We start from the raw sequence: 16,472 nt of genomic DNA on the forward strand, positions 1-16,472 counted from the left end.
CTGTTTCCAGTCTTGAAGCAGGAGTCATGCCACGTTCGCAAGTTCGCGAAATTAACGGAGGTTGATGATGGTCTGGGTGACCGCATTGGAGGTTTCGATGGTTTTGGCGTTGGCCTGGTAGTTACGCTGGGCAATGATCAGGTTGACCAGTTCCGCCGATAGGTCGACGTTGGATTCCTCGACCGAGCTGGCCTGAATCGACCCGAGGGTCCCGGTATCCGGAGCTCCAAAGATCGGTTGTCCCGATTCGAACGTTTCCGTCCAGGTTGTATCTCCAACCGGTGAGAGGCCGTTCGTATTATTGAAAGATGCCAAGGCTACCTGGCCGAGAGACTGTGACTGCCCATTGGTGTAGCGGGCGAAAATTACTCCGCTGTCCGAAACGTCGAGCCCGGATAAACGACCTGTAGTGTATCCGTTTTGCTGTTGATCATTGACCCCGAAGGACGCACCGTACTGCGTTGTACCTCCGAGGTTGACAACGAACGCCGAGCTGGTTGGCGGGTCTGGTATGGGAGTCACCACGCTTGCCGGATCTTGAGGTGGACCGTCAGCGCCATTGGGAACGCCGTTGGCATCTTTTGGCTCCCAGTCAGTAATCAGGATTTCGCCATTATTAGAAATGTTTCCATCGGGGTCACGAACGGACTCCAATTCACCACTGGCATTAAATGTTGCGACGAAGGGGTCCTGATTGGTACCGCCCACCGTTTCGCCATCAATTTGGGTGTAAATCGACCACTGACTGCTGCCATTACTGGCTGTCGGTGAAAGGTTTTTGACATAGAACTGCGTCAATTCGTGAGAGTTTCCCAAGCTGTCGTAGATGGTTGTAGAGGTTGCGTGGTTGTAGGTCCGCTGATCCAGTGGATTAAACTGGTTCGTTATCACAGGATCGGCTGCTCCGGCATTGAAATTGGCCCCCAGATTAGGTGTAGTCGGAGGAGACGACAGGCTCTCAGACGACAGACTTTCAATACTGTCATCTGCAGACAGGGTGCTCAGGAATCCGTTCGTCACACCTTCACCTGTTATAGAGGTGGGAGTATTCGGAAAGCTGGTTTCCAATGTAAAACCGCTGTTCTGGCGAATCAGCACGCTTCCATTTTCCACTTCGGCGCTGACGCCACTCAATCCAGGAAGTGAAGTCAGCAGCTCAGCAAAATCGATCGCCGTTGGAGGGTTTCCATTTAAACTGGATCTATCGATAGTGGCACTGCCCGCCTCGCCATTCTCGCCCACAGAAATCGAAAACTCAAAATCTGACTGAGCAAGAGCTGACTCCAGTTCAGTGGCGTCAAGAGTCTGTTCTGTAAGCGCGGACGCATTTAAGCCATCGATGCCGTTGAAATAGTTGGCCAAGTCGTTGGCACCGTACGCCGCCGACAAGGCAGCGGGCGTCTGTCCGCTACTAAAAGTGGAGCCGTCGCGGTAGGTAACTGTGAAGGACTCGTTCAAAATAGCATTAGTCTGCGCGCTGTCCGGCTCGGCAACACCAGGCCGACCAATTAGAAAAGCGCTTCGATTTTCAAGTACAGACTCTCGGGCATCTAGATTGACATCAGTTTCCAGTAAGGTAGTCCGTCTGGGCGCCAAGTTGTTAGAATCTATAACCAGATCACCGCGAATGCCCGAAAGATTTCCATCCGCATCCGCGGTAAATCCCTGTACGCGCATATTTTGGTTGTTGGTAACGAACCCGTCTTTATCGACTCCGAATTGACCTGCTCGTGAGTAACGAGTCTCACCGCCGTTATTCAAAATGAAAAATCCATCACCGCTAATCGCCATGTCGAGGCCATTGTCGGTAAAACTGACGTTTCCCTGACCGAACGACTGTTTTACATCCTGGACCCGGACACCGTCGCCGATCGGGTTGGTGCCTGCGCTCAGGAAACCGCTGGCGTATAGATCGCCAAACTGGGCCTTGCTGCCCTTGAAACCAACGGTACTGGCGTTGGCAATGTTGTTGCCGGTGACGTCCAGATCCACCGATGCCGCGCGAAGGCCACTCAAACCCGTATTAAATCCCATGGTTCACCCCTTGGTGTTTCACCGGTATCAGTTAATTTGTTTTACATCAGACAGGGCGATGGAGCCCATGCCTGCAAGATTCAGGGTAATGGAGCCACCCTGGCCCAGGGACACGCTGTCAACATTGGCACTTACCATCGTACCCAACTGCTGCGGCCCATCCGGGTAGGAAGCCTCGGCCACAATCCGGTAGGCGCCCGGCGGCAAGGGATTGCCGTTGCCGTCCTGGCCATCCCAGCGGAACGAGGTCACCCCTGCCGGACTACTACCCATGTCGATCTGGCGAACCCGCTCACCATTCTGACCCTGAATCGAAAGCCGAAGGCCACCGGTCGATGCCGGCACTTCAACGGTGCCGCTGATCTCACCGTCCGCACCCAGAACCCCGATCTGGGAAGGGGCAAGCACGGTTTTGCCGACCATGGCAGAGGCCTGCAGCGCCTGGCTGGAACGGAACTGACCCACCACATCCTCAACCGTACCGGAAAGGTTCTGCATTTCCTCCAGCGAGCTGAACTGGGCCAGTTGGGAGATGAATTCACCGTTGTCCTGGGGTTCCAGCGGGTTCTGGTTCTTCAGCTGGGCCAGCATCAGTTCCATGAACTCGTTCCGACCCAACTCGCTGGTGCCCTGGCCGCCATTCTGTTGCTTCAGCTGGTACTGGCTCAGAACATCCGACGCGTCTGTTGCATTTACTGCAGTCATGTTGTGCTCCTCACCCTGTTACTGCTGACCGAGAGTCAGAATGCGCTGCATCATGGACTTGGCTGTGTTCATGACATCCACATTCATCTGGAAACTTCTGGACGACGACATCATGTCCGCCATCTCTTCAACCACATTCACATTGGGGTAGTAGACGTAGCCGTCCTCGTTGGCCGCCGGGTGATGGGGCTCGTGGCGCATCTGCAGCTCCGCATCACTTTCGACAATACCGTCAACCCTCACGCCGGCGCCCGGCCCCTCATCGGCAGCCATGGGCAAGCCTCCCTGCCCGGGATTCATCAGAGACTGCTGAATCGCCGAGAAAACCGGCTTCCTGGCGCGATAGGTTTCCCCCGTGCTGGAACTTGCCGTTTCTGCATTGGCAATGTTGGACGCGGTTGTATTCAGCCGCAGTGATTGCGCGGTCATGCCGGAACCGGCGATGTCAAAAATGCTGCCCAGTGACATGAAAATTCTCCTTCGCTAATCCTGTGACTGCGGCTTATTCGCCCTTGAGGGCTTTGGTCAAACCGCTGAACTTGCTGTTCAAAAACTGGAAGCTGGCCTGGAAATCCATGGCGTTGCGCATAAACCGGGTCTGCTCCTGCTGGGCGTCTACCGTATTGCCGTCAACCGACGGCTGATGGGGAACCCGATACATCAAATCGCTTTCCGACGCCGATGGCGAGGTATCCATGTGCGCGTCATGGGTTTTGGCCATCTGGAATCCGCTGACCTGCTCCTGGGCCTTCTGCATCATGGCCTGGAAATCCAGATCCCGCGCCTTGAAACCCGGGGTGTCGGCGTTTGCCAGGTTGTTTGCCAGAACTTCGGCGCGTTTAACACGCGCTTCAACCGCGTGTTGATGAATGCCCAGAGCCGAATCAAACGTAATTGCCATGTTGCCTCCCGAAAACTGCACTGGTATGCCGAGCTGTTTTTGCCGGCTGTGCTCTTTGACAGGACTAAAGCAAGCTGAATGCCAGATTTATGGTCAGGTGTTAATTTGTCAGGAAACCCAGTGTTGGCAGGCCCTGCAGAGAATCCGAGTAGCGGTTACGGGAAAGGAGAAAGGAAAAGGGCAAGAAAAAGCGGCAAGCTGCTTCCCCCGGCAGAAGCCGGGGGTATTCAACAAGGTCTCAGGGCCAATGACTCACAAACTCGTCCACCGCCGGTCTGGGCACAGACGGCTTGGATGCCGAGACCGTACCGGTGTAGAGAAAGCCAACAATCTGTTCATGCTCTTCCAGGCCCAACCCCTGGTGAACCGAGGAGTGGTAGGCAACGCCGCCTGTTCTCCACATCACGCCGAAACCGGCATCCTGAAGGGCAAGCTCAACAAAACTCATGCCGGCAGCTGCCGACATGACCTGCTCGATTTCCGGTACTTTGGGATGCGTCCTCGGCGACGCGATACCAACTATGACCATGGGTGCGCGAAGGGGGGCACGCCGGAGCTTCTCGATTTCTTTCTCATCGCTGTTATTGGCACAGGTGGACGCAAACAGCTCTCCCAGGGCTTCAAGGCCTTTACCCTCGATCACCAGATAGCGCCAGGGCCTGAGCAGTGCATGGTCCGGTGCACGCGCCGCGCAGGAAAAGGCCCTTTCGAGGGTTGTCGAATCCGGCGCGGGTGATTCCAGCCTCGGTTCAGAGGAGCGGTTCAGGAGGAAATCGGTAACTGCGGTCATATCTGCTCGCTGTTTAAAGACTGTTGAAATATAGGTACGAACACAATTCATGGCTGTGAATTGTGGGTTCTACGTAATGCTGTTAGCCTTTAGTCGTAGTCGGGTCTACCAACAATTATAAATGACGCGGTCGTACAACGTTGAGTGGCAACACAATGAGCAACCAGCAAACCTTCAATAACTTTTCCGAATTTTATCCGTACTACCTCGAAGAGCACAGCGACGTCACCTGTCGCCGTTTGCATTTCGCTGGAAGTCTCCTGGTCCTGATAGTCGCCGTATGGGCTCTGGCTTCGGGCAAGCTGTTGTGGCTTCTGGCCTTGCCGGTCATAGGCTATGGCTTTGCGTGGGTTGGTCATTTCAAGTTTGAAAAAAATCGCCCCGCTACCTTCAAATATCCACTGTACAGCCTTATGGGTGACTGGGTCATGTTCCGCGACATGCTCATTGGCAGGATCCGTTTCTGAAATGATGAGTGCCCCGGCAGACCTGCGTAATGCCAGTAGCTCAGCTGGCAGAGCCCTCTCGTCCGAGGCGGCGGGCAACCCGATCGCCATTCCCCCGATGCCCGATTACAATGGCCGGGTACTGGCATACACCTCAACCGCCGCCATTATCGTAACCGGCGTTCTCCAGGGCGCCTTTCCGCAATGGCTTCTCTGGCTGGTTGCCGGGGCCCTCACCTGGCCCCACATCGCCCATGCCCTGACTCGCCGCACTTTCCTCAGGAATTCGCCACGCATCCGTCAGAAAATGCTGATATTTGATTGCGTGGTTGGTGGCGCTTTCATTGGTTGCATCGGGCTGATCGTCATCCCCTCCCTCGCCGTTGCACTGATGCTGATGTTCAGTTGCCTGATTGTTGGTGGTATCCGTCAGTGGGTCCTGGGCACCGGCTTCATGGCGGCCTCCATTGCGGGGGCGGTTGCGATCGTCGGCCCGGCAGACGGACCACACTCGCCCCTGCTGACCAGCATCGTGTCGATTTTATCCACCGGGCTTTATATTTGCGTTACGGCTTACTATTCCCACCAGCAGGCACGGGCGTTGATGCTGGCAAAGACCCAGATCCAGAACCAGCGGGAGCAGTCCATCGCGCTTTCACACAAACTGTCCAAATATCTCTCGCCTCAAGTCTGGCAGTCGATCTTCACCGGTGAGCGGGACGTGAGACTGGAAACCCAGCGCAAGAAACTGGCGGTGTTTTTCTCTGACATCAAAGGCTTCACCGAATTGTCTGAGGAAATGGAACCCGAAGCACTGACCGAACTGCTGAATCACTACTTCAATGAAATGTCGGAAGTTGCTCTCAAGTATGGCGGCACCATCGACAAGTTCGTTGGTGATTCCATCATGGTGTTCTTTGGCGATCCAACCAGCCGTGGCCAGAGGGAGGACGCATTTGCCTGTGTCTCCATGGCCATCGAGATGCGCAAGCATATGAAAATCATGCGGCAGAAATGGCGCAGCCAGGGCATCAAGACCCCGCTGGAAATCCGCATGGGAATAAGCACCGGTTATACAACGGTTGGTAACTTTGGCGCCGAGAACCGGATGGATTACACGATTATCGGCAAGGAAGTAAACCTGGCCAGCCGGCTTGAGTCCCTGGCGGAGCCGGGCGAAATCCTCGTTTCCTACGAAACCTTCGCGCTGATCAAGGACAAGATCATGTGCAGAGACAAGGGCGAGATTACCGTGAAGGGCTTTGTCAAGCCGGTGCCAATTTACGAAGTGGTCGACTTCCGGCGCGACATGGGGCCCAACCGAAGCTTCCTGGAACACGAACATAGCGGCTTCGCCATGTATCTCGATTCGGACAAGATCACCGAGAAAGAGCGGCAGGCCATCCTGACCGCTCTGGAAGATGCTGCAGATCGCCTGCGGCGGGAAGAGGATGTTTCCTGAGGCGCTTCCCTGCGCTCAAACAGAATCCTGCTACTGACGTATCAACCTTGGGCCGGCATCCCCGCCGGTTTCCGTGCTTCGCCACGGATTTATATCCAGCCCGCCCCGCCGTGTATACCGGGCAACCACGGTAAGCGACTCCGGGTTGCACCGCCCCATCAGATCGGTAAACACGGTTTCCACGCAATGCTCGTGGAAATCCTGTTTCTGCCGGAAGCTCACCACGTAACGCAACAAACCGCCCCGATCGATTTTCGGTCCGGTGTAGCTTATGAGGAGTGTCGCCCAGTCAGGCTGACCGGTTACCGGGCAGTTGCTCTTCAGCAGATGGGAGCAGAGCCGTTCTGTCACCACCTCCCCACTCGCTGAAAGCGCCTCAGGCGCGTATTCAAAAACCACTTCGCTGACCGGCTCGTCATCAATGAGCTCGAAGCCCTCCGGCCGGCCAATCGCTTCACCGGATTCGTCGACGCTCAACAGATTCACCTGAACAGCACCGCCGCAGGCGCTGGAAAGATCCTGGGTAATCACCTCCGCGACCTGCTCCCGAGAAGAGTAGACCGCCTGGTTCAACGAGTTCAGGTACAGCTTGAGCGATTTGGACTCAATGATTGCGGGCGAGGCCGCCGGAAAAACAATCTCCGCCCAGGCCACTTCCGGCACGCCGCTTGGACGCAGCCAGGAGATTTCCCAGGCCTGCCACAGATCCTCGCCAAACCAAGGCCAACGGCCATCCTCCAGACCAATGCGGCGGCGATTTTCCTCTCTCGCCACCGGGAAAAGCAGCCCAGGATCGTAGCTGTCCGGGTAGTCGCTTGTCTTGCCAAGCGGAGCGTCGTTAAGTGCCATAGTGGTTCCTGAAATCAGTGGCGAATGCCTTTACCACGCTCCAGCATTCTGAGAGCGATGAATGCCAGTACGGAGATGAAAACCAGAATCATACCAAGAGAAACAAACGGATTAACGTCTGACACGCCCAGAATGCCGTACCGGAAGCCGTTGACCATGTAGAGGATAGGGTTGGCCATGGATACGCCCTGCCAGAACCCCGGCAGTAAATCGATGCTGTAGAACACGCCGCCCAGATACGTCAACGGCGTCAATACGAACGTGGGCACAATGGAGATGTCATCAAACTTGGTCGCCAACATGGCGTTGATAAAGCCACCCAGGGCAAACAGTGCCGAAGTCAGAAATACCGTCAGAACCATCATTGGCAAGTTGTGGATGGACAGGCGGGTAAACGCCAGTGACAACAGCGTGACAATCAGCCCGATGCCAAGGCCTCGCGCCATGCCACCTGTCACATAGCCGGCCAGGATCACCCAGTTCGGCACCGGCGACACCAGAAGCTCCTCGATACTGCGCTGGAACTTCATGGAGAAAAATGAAGACACCACATTGGCGTAGGAACTGGTGATCACCGACATCATGATCAGCCCCGGCACAATGAAAGACATGTAGTCGAAGCCGCCCATCTCCCCAATTCGGGAGCCGATGAGGTTGCCGAAAATAATGAAATACAGGGTCATGGTGACCGCGGGCGGCAACAGGGTTTGCGCCCAGATGCGGGTAAACCGCCGTATCTCCCGGACAACGATGGTACTAAAGGCGGTGAAGAGCGCTTGTGGAGTCATGCTGCACCCTCCACGGTTTGAGTTGACTCCGCAGCATTCTCTTCGACCATGCGAATAAACAGTTCCTCCAGCCGGTTGGCCTTGGTCCTCATGCTGACCACTTTGATGCCCAACCGTTCAAGCTCCACGAACACCTGGTTGAGCCCCTGCCCTTTCTGCACTTCCACCTCGAGAGCACCTTCTCCGTCCAATCGAGTCGGGAAACCATTCAGTTCAGGCGCGGCATCAAGGGTCTTCTCGGTGTCCAGAACAAAGGTTTCCAGGCTCAGTTGCTGCAGCAGGGCCTTTTTGCTGGTGTTTTTCAGAATCTTGCCGTGATCAATAATGGCAATATTGCGGCAAAGGGCTTCCGCTTCCTCCAGATAATGGGTCGTCAGGATAATGGTGGTGCCCTGACGATTCATTTCTTCCAGAAAGGTCCACATGGACCGGCGAAGTTCAATATCTACGCCAGCAGTCGGCTCGTCCAGGATCAACAGTTTGGGCTCATGAACCAGGGCCCGGGCAATCATCAGACGACGCTTCATACCTCCGGAGAGCATGCGTGCCGGGGTGTCCCGCTTCTCCCAGAGTCCGAGCTTTTTCAGATACTTTTCAGCCGACGCCGAGGCCTGTTTAAGAGGAATTCCGTAGTAGCCGGCCTGGGTGGTGACAATGTCGAAGACCTTTTCGAACTGGTTGAAGTTGAACTCCTGCGGCACAACACCAAGGTTCAACTTGGCATCCGAGAGATGGGTGTCGGTGTCATATCCGAACACCCGCACCTTTCCCGCTGTTTTGTTTACCAGGGAGCAAACAATGCCCAGGGTGGTCGATTTGCCGGCCCCATTGGGCCCCAGCAAGGCGAAGAAGTCCCCCTCGGCGACGTGCAGATCAATCCCCTTGAGAGCCTTGAAGCCGTCACCATAGGTTTTGGTGAGGCCCTCAATTTCCAGTGCATTGGTCATAACTCATCCCGATTCGGTGAAAAACGGCAATGAACGGCCCTCGCCGCCAGCCAGAATTTAGATTGCTATTTATTGTGACAAAGTCGCTGATTTCAAGGCCCTTATCGGCCGGAGGCATCCCCGGACCAATAACGGAAACTGCGACAGGAATCCCGATATGAGGCAAATCACGCCCCTATAATGCGGTTACAACAATTTACAAAAGAGGCTGCTGCACCCCGGGTGCAGGCGCGCTGAAACGAAGGGAATGTACGTTCAACCATGAGATCCGTTCACCGCACCCGACTTACGTTCACCCTGCTGGGCACACTTGCTCTCTCCGGCTGTCTGGATGACGGCGGAGGCTCCGGCGACGACAGGAGCACCGGCCGAGTCAATTTCAATGGTTTTAACGGTCTTTCCTATCAGACTGCCAGTCAGTCCGGCACCACGAACACAGCGGGAGAATTCCGCTACTACCCCGGCGAAACCCTCACGTTCAGGGTTGGAGACCTGCCGCTGGTTAGCGATGTACCGGCCAGGCAATACGTAACCCTGCTCGAATTTTTCGAGACCACCCGCACAGGGCTGCAAACGCCAATGGTGGATGATGAGGGTTTGAGCACCCACACGCTGACTGAGCAAAACGTTCTGGAGAATACAACGCTGATGAATCTGTCCCGGTTCCTGATGCTCCTGAACTGGAGCCAGAATGTCGCTGAGGGCGACGGTATCGATATCCGCGACCGGGTTATTACGCAGTTGAACGCGGCCCTTCCGGGCCTGACAGCGCCGATTGATTTCAGTGTCAGCGAATCCGAATTCACGGCCAACAACCCGATGTCCCCCGCCAACCAGCTGCTTGCCGCGATCTGTTTTTACCCCGAGGACGATGAACTCTGTGAAGAGCCGCCAACCCAGGAGGAAATCGACAACGCACCGCCACGACCGGAGAATGATGAAGATCGCGATCCTGACATTGAATACAGTGAAGACCTGCAGGCCAAAAAGGACCGAATCGAAAACGCCGTGCGAACCATGGAAGACATCGATTCGGAGGATGCCCAGACCTATCTCACCCGGGAACTCAAGGCGATCAGTACAACCGTCGCAAACCGATATTTCCTGGATGAAGACGTTGCCAGTCATCCGGCCACTGATACAGCTTTGAAGCAGGTTGCGGTTCGGAAAATCTGGGGCGGACTTTCCCTGGCGGAGCTGGAGGCCATCAGCACACGCCCGCAGGATATCCAGATAAATTCAGCCGACTGGCAGAGCGGAGAGGTTGAGTATTTTGTCGCTGGTCCCTCCGGCGGTGAGTCCGAGCTGCTGCTCAGCTTCCGTCCGGAGGATACCTATCGGTGGGTTCGCAAACAGCTGCGAGTGCTTATCCGCTGATCAGGCCCGAGAGGCTCCAGCGTGATTCCACGCCGGTCACGTCGTAATAGGAAGGATCGAGGCCTTCCGTACCGTGCGGCAGACAATCGCGAACCCGCACGGTTTCTGGCGCTTCCTTGCCTTCGTTATATCTGGCCAGATCAATAATTTTGGCTGTTTTCAACGGCCTTGAGGCAGCATCGGTCATTACCATTACCCGCGGCCACAAACGGCGCTCAGGGGAATGGGAAACCACAATACCGCGCTGACCATCGGTCAGCTCGACCAGACTCCCGGTGGGATAGATACCGATCGCCTGGATGAAATTCTCGACCAGGTCCTCCTGGAACTCGATATTGCGCATCTCATAGAGCAGCGTGACCGCTTTTGCCGGTGTCATCGGCTCGGCATGAGACCGGGGCGCTATCAACGATTCGAAAAATTCCGCGATACCGGCAACCTTGGCCAGCAATGGAATCCGATCGCCGCGGACACCCTCCGGAAAGCCGGAACCGTTATGACGTTCCCGATGCCCCTGAACCACACTCAGCACGGCACGGGAGAGCCCGCCGTTTTCAAGCATCCTGACTCCACGGCCAACGTAACTCCGGTAGGTCAGATACTCCTCTGAGCTTAACTGGCCTTCCCGCGCCAGCAACTCGGCAGGCAGCGTGGTCTTGCCCACCTGGGACAGCAGGCAACCCAGGCCCAAATGGTTCAGCAGCCCCTCGTTCAACCCGAGATGGCGTCCACACACCAGGGCCCAGACAGAGGTATTCAATGCATGCCGGTACAGGTAGCTATCGTGGGCACGGGTGCGACTGAGCCACAATAGAGCGTCTGGCTGGCGAACAACGCTACTCACCATTTTGCTGGTGATCGCAGCGATCGGCCGGAGATCGGGCACGCCATCGGCACGAAGTGTCTCGAAAAGCTGATCCAGCGCGCCTTCCATATCGTCAAGCAGGCGCTTTGAGGTTTTCATTTCCTTCTTGAGACTGGTAACGGTTTCATACGTCACTGGCTCGCGAATACTCAGGGGCGGCAACTGGAGTTGCTCCCGCCCACCCCTGCGCTTGCCTTGCAATGTTCCGAAAGCCGGCTTGCTTCCGCCTTTTACCTCTTTGGATTCCCTTGCTTCCGCCACATCGACCAGAACCCATTTGCAGTGGGATACCAGTGCACGAATGTCATCCTGGGACCGGATATGGAAACCCTGAATCGGAAAGGGGGTCTGATGCCATGGCCTGTCCAGATCAGACACGAACATGCCCACTTCCAGATCATGAACTGCGACTTTTTTCTGTTGGACACCCACGGGCCACCTCACACAACAAACTTTTCGATAGCTACCATTCTGACCGAACCGCCGGAAGACACAATTACAATATCGTATCGCCAGGTAACCCAAACGCGACAAAACGTAACGCTAATGTTCAACAGGAAACAAAATGTAGCAACGTGATGGAAGTCACATATCAACGTCAGAAAGTGTCACTCTGCGTCACATACCGATTCATCAAATTCAGGCAATCGGGACCGCATTGAACCCCGCGGCGCCTTCCGGACATAAACCGTGTACGGAACTGATGATGCTCGCAGATAGTCAAGGTTCAGCACGTCATCACCCTCACCCTCTGCCAAGACGGCAGGGGTACAGGACACCAGCAACTCCAGTTTCCCTTCTATTTCTGCAATACGGGCATCCGGATCCGCCGGATTGATGGACATGCAGCGGGTTGAGCCGCTTGCCGGCTGCCCCGTCTGCGCCACCAGATCCCGGCCCGCTTCGCCACAGGCACGAATACCCTCGCCGCAGGCACTCGCCTCTTCGTCATCGCGGAGGCGCCAGACACGGTCGCTGCACTGGGTTTCCAGCTTCACGGGCGTGGCTTTATCGCCGGCAAACCACCAACCAGGATACTCCGCGCTTTGCCAGGACAGCCGCACGTGTCTTGGCTCACCGGATGAATTCTCAGCCGGAAACATCGCAAAATGTGAGTAATAGCTCGCACAGCCCGATACGGAAACCAGGACAAGGCTTGCAATAATTGGCTTGTAAGCTCTGGAAAAGACTGAAAAGATCATCTGGCTGTTGCATCCCTGACAGCGGTTGGTTGAACACTGCCATTATCCACGGCAGGGGCATTCAATCCGTCTATCAGTCACCATTTTGATCAAACTGGAGGCCGTACCCGTCGTTGGTTTTGCGCACGACCACCATTTCAAGTATCGGTGCTGGAACAGGTAGCCCCTGCACCTGCACGGTAACTGTGTCGCCGAGGTTTGGCGCAAATGGCTCAGTGTCCACAACGATGAAAACACCGCCGTCGGAGATATCGCGGGTCGAGAATATGAACTCGCCGAGCTCCTCGTGAACCACCTTTACTTTCGCACTCATTGCCGTGCGTATGTGCTCTCTTCGATCGTTCCCATCCATTTGAGGATTCCACTACTTTTTGCATAGTTTTTATAGTCTTCCGAAGCATAACACCATTTTCAGAAAAATATGCCAACGGAGAGATTGACTCTGGAGTCAATGGAAATGAGAATAGTTGGCGTTTTTAAAAACTTGCCGATCCTGGCAAAGCAAATTAATACCGGAAACACCCGAAAGGATGGGAATATGCGAATGAAACTGGCTGCTACCGCAGCAATCGCCCTCTCTGCCATGCCCATGGCCGCCTCCGCAGATGGCGAGGTCAATATCTACTCATACCGTCAGGCATATCTGCTCGAACCCCTGCTGAACGCTTTTGAACAGGAAACCGGCATCCAGAGCAACGTGGTCTTTGCCAAACAGGGTCTGGCCGAGCGACTGGAGCGCGAGGGTCGCAACAGCCCGGCAGATTTGGTGATGACCGTTGATATTTCCCGCCTCAACGAGCTGGTAGAACGTGATCTCGTTCAGAACGTCGACAACGAGACTCTGGAAGAGAACATTCCGGAAAACCTGCGCCATCCCGAGGGCAAGTGGTTTGCCCTGACCACCCGCGGGCGCCTGATCTTCGTTTCCAAGGACCGCGTGGAAGAAGGTGAGATCACCACCTACGAACAACTGGCAGACGACAAGTGGAACAACCGTATCTGTACTCGCAGCGGCAAGCACCCCTACAACATCGCCCTGTTCTCCTCCATGATCGCACACCATGGTGAAGCCGAAACCGAGAAGTGGCTGGAAGGCCTGAAAGACAATCTGGCCCGCAAACCCCAGGGTGGCGACCGCGACCAGATCAAGGCTATTGCCGAGGGCGTATGCGACGTCTCCATTGGTAACAGCTACTACTATGGCAATATGCTGCAGGATGAGAACCAGCGGCCGATTGCCGAACAGGTACGGCTTGTATTTCCGAACGCCGAAGGCCGGGGCACTCACGTAAATATCAGTGGTATTTCACTGACCAAGAGCGCGCCTAACCGCGAGAACGCCATCAAACTGATGGAATTCCTGTCTTCACCGAAAGCCCAGCGTATCTACGCTGAGGCAAACACGGAATACCCGGCAAACCCGGAGGTTAAGCCTTCCGGACTGGTTGCCGAGTGGGGTGAGATCAACCCCGACAACCTGTCACTGCAGGAGATTGCAGATAACCGCAATGCCGCAGTCAAACTGGTTGACCGCGTCGATTACGACGGCGAGTAATCGCCAACAGTGAGGGTGGTTTGACCACCCTCACATGCCCTTTGGCGGGCGCTTCCCTCTTCCGGTATGACACCAGTCGTTGCAGGCATCAGGTCAGGTGACTACAATCTGCAGCCTTCAATTGGACAGACTCCACATCCAGGCGCAGGGACACTATGAGCGAGGCCGCAACCAGCGTTAATCCAGGGCTATCCCAGCCCCTGCTGGCTAAGCGTACCTCTCCAAAATGGATGATCAGCGCACTTCTGACCACCGCCATCGTCGCCCTTCCGGTTCTCTCCGTTATTTTTCTGGCGTTTTTTCCCGAAGAGAACATCTGGCCACACCTGATCGAAACCACCCTTCCCCGGTACCTGACAACCACGCTCAAACTGATGATTGGGGTGGGTGCCCTTACCCTGGTTATAGGCCTGGCGTCGGCCTGGGCGGTCACCATGTGCGAGTTTCCGGGTCGCAAATTCTTTGAGTGGGCGATGCTGCTACCATTTGCAGTGCCCGCCTACGTTATTGCCTATGTGTACACAAGCCTCCTGGACTACGCTGGCCCCGTTCAGGGTGCCTTGCGAGACCTGTTCGGCTGGAGCAGTGCCGCAGACTACTGGTTCCCGGAAATTCGCAGCCTCGAAGGCGCCACGCTGATGATCGGGCTGGTCTTGTATCCCTACGTTTACCTTCTGGCCCGCGCCGCCTTTCTGGAACAGTCCCCGTCTCTGTTCGCGGTCAGCCGCAGTCTCGGCCACTCCGCGCTGAGCACGTTCTTCAGGGTGGTTCTGCCCATCGCCCGACCGGCGGTAGCCGTCGGCCTTTCCCTGGTGCTGATGGAAACCCTGAACGATTTTGGTACCGTGGACTTCTTTGCCGTCCAGACCCTGACCGCTGGCCTGTTTGATACCTGGATGAACCTCGGCAACCTCGGCGGGGCAGCTCAAATAGCCACCACAATGCTGATCTTCGTGGTGATCCTGGTTACCCTGGAACGGTATTCCCGCAGACGCCAGCAACAGTTCGCAGCGCGGGACAACCGTGAGCCGATCCAGCGCTTCACCATGTCCTTCCCGCGCCAGATGATTTGCGTAGCGGTTTGCGCCTTACCGGTTCTGTTCGGTTTCGTGATTCCCGGTGCAACCCTCGGGCTCTATGCGTGGGAATACTTCGGTGAAAGCTGGAACCCGGATTTTGTCCGAAACACCTTCAACAGCCTTTTCCTCTCTGGCACGGCAGCCCTCACCACTCTGCTGATTGGTGTCACGCTCGCCTACAGCCGCCGACTGCACAACACCCGCAAGATGCAGGTACTGATGCGCCTTTCCAGCCTGGGCTATGCCATGCCCGGCGCCGTGCTGGCTGTGGGTGTGATTGTGCCCCTGGCAGGTTTTGACAACTGGCTGGATAGCCTGATGCGGGACATATTCGGAATCAGCACGGGCCTGTTACTGAGTGGCTCGGCCTTCGCCCTGGTGTTTGCCTACACCGTGCGATTCCTTGCCGTTTCGGCCGGTAGCGTGGAGAGTGCGTTGCAGAAGATTACCCCGAGCATGGACATGGCGTCCCGCTCCCTGGGCCACACCCCGGGCAACACCCTGGTCAGGGTTCACTTGCCAATGTTGCGAGGCACACTGGTGACAGCGGCCCTGGTGGTTTTCGTGGACTGCATGAAGGAATTGCCGGCCACCCTGATACTCAGGCCGTTCAACTTTGAGACACTGGCGACCTACGTGTATCAGTTCGCCTCTGACGAGCGGCTTTACCACAGCGCCCTACCCGCTCTGATTATCGTTCTGGCCGGCATCATTCCGATTATTCTGATGAGCCGCTCAATCTCCAATAGCCGGTCAATTGCCTGACAAGCTCAGAACGTTACCCGGCTTTTTACATCCTGAACCACGAACCGCCCCTGGAAAACCGCCACAGGATCCCCCTCAGGCATTGTGTTTGGTTCGCCGCAAAAAACCTCAGCCGTCAGATCCAGCCGTCCCTTGCCATGCCGGGCCAGACTTTTGCGAAAACGTTCCGGTACCTCCTCACCCGGCAGTCGGCAGATCACATAGAAGTCCGACGACACGGGCTCGAGGTAGTCGATATTCCCGCTCTGCACCACCACATTGCCCTTCAAGCCAAGATCCCATAGTGCCAATTCAGTCAGACCCCAGGCCGCAGTAACCGCCGCAGAGTACACGCTGCCTCCAAACCCCGTACCCTGGTGGTTCTTGTTGGGTTCCAGCGGCGCACTAAGCAGCAGCGAATGGCCATCCCAGGAATGCAATTGAATCCCCAACGCCCGGGAAAGGGGAATTTCGTCCTGGATACGCTTCTGGAAAAGGGACAACTGGCTCATAACATCCTCCTGATATTCATCCAGTTTAGGCCCGCTTCCTCCTTTTCCCTATGCGACTAACGTCGGTTTTCTTCCAGCAATCGGGATAGGGGGGAGCCATGAGGCTCCACCCCTCCCACACCACCCGGCATGCGGGTCCGCACCGGGCGGTTCGAGACGTTGAGGGTTCACGAGAGTCTCGGCACTCCCAACCGGTCGAAGTAGGCAATCGTCAGG

General features: G+C 56.0%; 17 protein-coding genes. 5 read left to right on the forward strand and 12 right to left on the reverse strand.

What is annotated here, in order from left to right; translation table 11 throughout:
- Positions 1 to 51: 51 nt before the first annotated feature.
- The 5 genes from AC13DD_RS18550 to AC13DD_RS18570 form a co-directional block, all read right to left on the reverse strand.
- Complete coding sequence (locus AC13DD_RS18550) at positions 52 to 2,034, reverse strand: flagellar hook protein FlgE (protein ID WP_273071933.1); 1,983 nt, start codon at positions 2,032 to 2,034, stop codon at positions 52 to 54.
- Positions 2,035 to 2,061: 27 nt separating this feature from the next.
- A complete protein-coding gene (locus AC13DD_RS18555; RefSeq protein ID WP_008174289.1) occupies positions 2,062 to 2,739 on the reverse strand; it encodes a flagellar hook assembly protein FlgD in 678 nt (225 codons plus the stop codon).
- Between the two features lie 18 nt (positions 2,740 to 2,757).
- Positions 2,758 to 3,207, reverse strand: a complete 450-nt coding sequence (flgC, locus tag AC13DD_RS18560; protein ID WP_273017708.1) for a flagellar basal body rod protein FlgC — start codon at positions 3,205 to 3,207, stop codon at positions 2,758 to 2,760.
- A gap of 34 nt (positions 3,208 to 3,241) precedes the next feature.
- The gene (flgB, locus tag AC13DD_RS18565; RefSeq protein ID WP_041645182.1) at positions 3,242 to 3,640 is read right to left on the reverse strand and encodes a flagellar basal body rod protein FlgB; all 399 of its coding nucleotides are present in this window, start codon (positions 3,638 to 3,640) and stop codon (positions 3,242 to 3,244) included.
- A 238-nt stretch (positions 3,641 to 3,878) separates the two neighbouring features.
- Positions 3,879 to 4,430, reverse strand: a complete 552-nt coding sequence (locus tag AC13DD_RS18570; RefSeq protein WP_014576882.1) for a nitroreductase family protein — start codon at positions 4,428 to 4,430, stop codon at positions 3,879 to 3,881.
- Positions 4,431 to 4,585: 155 nt separating this feature from the next.
- Between AC13DD_RS18570 and AC13DD_RS18575 the strand changes: the two genes are divergently transcribed.
- Positions 4,586 to 4,897: an Mpo1-like protein gene (locus AC13DD_RS18575; protein ID WP_053115004.1), complete on the forward strand. Its 312-nt coding sequence runs from the start codon at positions 4,586 to 4,588 to the stop codon at positions 4,895 to 4,897.
- Between the two features lies 1 nt (position 4,898).
- Entirely contained in the window at positions 4,899 to 6,338 is a 1,440-nt protein-coding gene (locus AC13DD_RS18580) for an adenylate/guanylate cyclase domain-containing protein (protein WP_053115003.1), read from the forward strand.
- A gap of 30 nt (positions 6,339 to 6,368) precedes the next feature.
- Here AC13DD_RS18580 and queF read toward each other — a convergent pair whose 3' ends face one another.
- From queF to AC13DD_RS18595, 3 genes are read right to left on the reverse strand one after another with little or no spacing between them, the layout of a single operon-like run.
- A complete protein-coding gene (queF, locus tag AC13DD_RS18585; RefSeq protein ID WP_053115002.1) occupies positions 6,369 to 7,187 on the reverse strand; it encodes an NADPH-dependent 7-cyano-7-deazaguanine reductase QueF in 819 nt (272 codons plus the stop codon).
- 14 nt (positions 7,188 to 7,201) lie between these two features.
- The gene (locus tag AC13DD_RS18590) at positions 7,202 to 7,975 is read right to left on the reverse strand and encodes an ABC transporter permease (protein WP_014576878.1); all 774 of its coding nucleotides are present in this window, start codon (positions 7,973 to 7,975) and stop codon (positions 7,202 to 7,204) included.
- A complete protein-coding gene (locus AC13DD_RS18595; RefSeq protein WP_014576877.1) occupies positions 7,972 to 8,922 on the reverse strand; it encodes an ABC transporter ATP-binding protein in 951 nt (316 codons plus the stop codon). The genes AC13DD_RS18590 and AC13DD_RS18595 overlap by 4 nt, the downstream gene beginning before the upstream one ends.
- A 261-nt stretch (positions 8,923 to 9,183) precedes the next feature.
- Here AC13DD_RS18595 and AC13DD_RS18600 point away from each other — a divergent pair, with 261 nt between their 5' ends.
- A complete protein-coding gene (locus tag AC13DD_RS18600) occupies positions 9,184 to 10,299 on the forward strand; it encodes an organic solvent ABC transporter permease (RefSeq protein ID WP_092032798.1) in 1,116 nt (371 codons plus the stop codon).
- On the opposite strand, the gene AC13DD_RS18605 is transcribed toward AC13DD_RS18600, so the two are convergent.
- The 3 genes from AC13DD_RS18605 to AC13DD_RS18615 form a co-directional block, all read right to left on the reverse strand.
- A complete protein-coding gene (locus tag AC13DD_RS18605) occupies positions 10,289 to 11,596 on the reverse strand; it encodes a cyclic di-GMP phosphodiesterase (RefSeq protein WP_092032796.1) in 1,308 nt (435 codons plus the stop codon). The two genes, AC13DD_RS18600 and AC13DD_RS18605, sit on opposite strands and share 11 nt — an antisense overlap.
- 176 nt (positions 11,597 to 11,772) lie before the next feature.
- Positions 11,773 to 12,228: a hypothetical protein gene (locus AC13DD_RS18610; protein ID WP_286801918.1), complete on the reverse strand. Its 456-nt coding sequence runs from the start codon at positions 12,226 to 12,228 to the stop codon at positions 11,773 to 11,775.
- 211 nt (positions 12,229 to 12,439) lie between these two features.
- On the reverse strand, positions 12,440 to 12,718 hold the full coding sequence (locus AC13DD_RS18615; protein ID WP_008174275.1) for a PilZ domain-containing protein: 279 nt from the start codon (positions 12,716 to 12,718) through the stop codon (positions 12,440 to 12,442).
- Positions 12,719 to 12,904: 186 nt separating this feature from the next.
- Here AC13DD_RS18615 and AC13DD_RS18620 point away from each other — a divergent pair, with 186 nt between their 5' ends.
- Positions 12,905 to 13,921: a Fe(3+) ABC transporter substrate-binding protein gene (locus AC13DD_RS18620; protein ID WP_039882044.1), complete on the forward strand. Its 1,017-nt coding sequence runs from the start codon at positions 12,905 to 12,907 to the stop codon at positions 13,919 to 13,921.
- A 155-nt stretch (positions 13,922 to 14,076) separates the two neighbouring features.
- Positions 14,077 to 15,765 carry an ABC transporter permease gene (locus tag AC13DD_RS18625; RefSeq protein WP_482931570.1) on the forward strand — a complete coding sequence of 563 codons (1,689 nt, stop codon included), beginning with the start codon at positions 14,077 to 14,079 and terminating at the stop codon, positions 15,763 to 15,765.
- A gap of 5 nt (positions 15,766 to 15,770) precedes the next feature.
- Here the strand turns inward: AC13DD_RS18625 and AC13DD_RS18630 are convergent, their stop codons facing one another.
- The gene (locus tag AC13DD_RS18630) at positions 15,771 to 16,256 is read right to left on the reverse strand and encodes a thioesterase domain-containing protein (RefSeq protein WP_008174272.1); all 486 of its coding nucleotides are present in this window, start codon (positions 16,254 to 16,256) and stop codon (positions 15,771 to 15,773) included.
- Positions 16,257 to 16,472: the final 216 nt, after the last annotated feature.

It is taken from the genome of Marinobacter sp. L-13 (genome assembly GCF_056857715.1).

Bases quoted from the DNA above. Each gene is read 5' to 3' on its own strand.
- AC13DD_RS18550 (WP_273071933.1), bottom strand. From the start codon at position 2,034: ATGGGATTTAATACGGGTTTGAGTGGCCTTCGCGCGGCATCGGTGGAT.
- AC13DD_RS18555 (WP_008174289.1), bottom strand. From the start codon at position 2,739: ATGACTGCAGTAAATGCAACAGACGCGTCGGATGTTCTGAGCCAGTAC.
- flgC (WP_273017708.1), bottom strand. From the start codon at position 3,207: ATGTCACTGGGCAGCATTTTTGACATCGCCGGTTCCGGCATGACCGCG.
- flgB (WP_041645182.1), bottom strand. From the start codon at position 3,640: ATGGCAATTACGTTTGATTCGGCTCTGGGCATTCATCAACACGCGGTT.
- AC13DD_RS18570 (WP_014576882.1), bottom strand. From the start codon at position 4,430: ATGACCGCAGTTACCGATTTCCTCCTGAACCGCTCCTCTGAACCGAGG.
- AC13DD_RS18575 (WP_053115004.1), top strand. From the start codon at position 4,586: ATGAGCAACCAGCAAACCTTCAATAACTTTTCCGAATTTTATCCGTAC.
- AC13DD_RS18580 (WP_053115003.1), top strand. From the start codon at position 4,899: ATGATGAGTGCCCCGGCAGACCTGCGTAATGCCAGTAGCTCAGCTGGC.
- queF (WP_053115002.1), bottom strand. From the start codon at position 7,187: ATGGCACTTAACGACGCTCCGCTTGGCAAGACAAGCGACTACCCGGAC.
- AC13DD_RS18590 (WP_014576878.1), bottom strand. From the start codon at position 7,975: ATGACTCCACAAGCGCTCTTCACCGCCTTTAGTACCATCGTTGTCCGG.
- AC13DD_RS18595 (WP_014576877.1), bottom strand. From the start codon at position 8,922: ATGACCAATGCACTGGAAATTGAGGGCCTCACCAAAACCTATGGTGAC.
- AC13DD_RS18600 (WP_092032798.1), top strand. From the start codon at position 9,184: ATGAGATCCGTTCACCGCACCCGACTTACGTTCACCCTGCTGGGCACA.
- AC13DD_RS18615 (WP_008174275.1), bottom strand. From the start codon at position 12,718: ATGGATGGGAACGATCGAAGAGAGCACATACGCACGGCAATGAGTGCG.
- AC13DD_RS18620 (WP_039882044.1), top strand. From the start codon at position 12,905: ATGCGAATGAAACTGGCTGCTACCGCAGCAATCGCCCTCTCTGCCATG.
- AC13DD_RS18625 (WP_482931570.1), top strand. From the start codon at position 14,077: ATGAGCGAGGCCGCAACCAGCGTTAATCCAGGGCTATCCCAGCCCCTG.
- AC13DD_RS18630 (WP_008174272.1), bottom strand. From the start codon at position 16,256: ATGAGCCAGTTGTCCCTTTTCCAGAAGCGTATCCAGGACGAAATTCCC.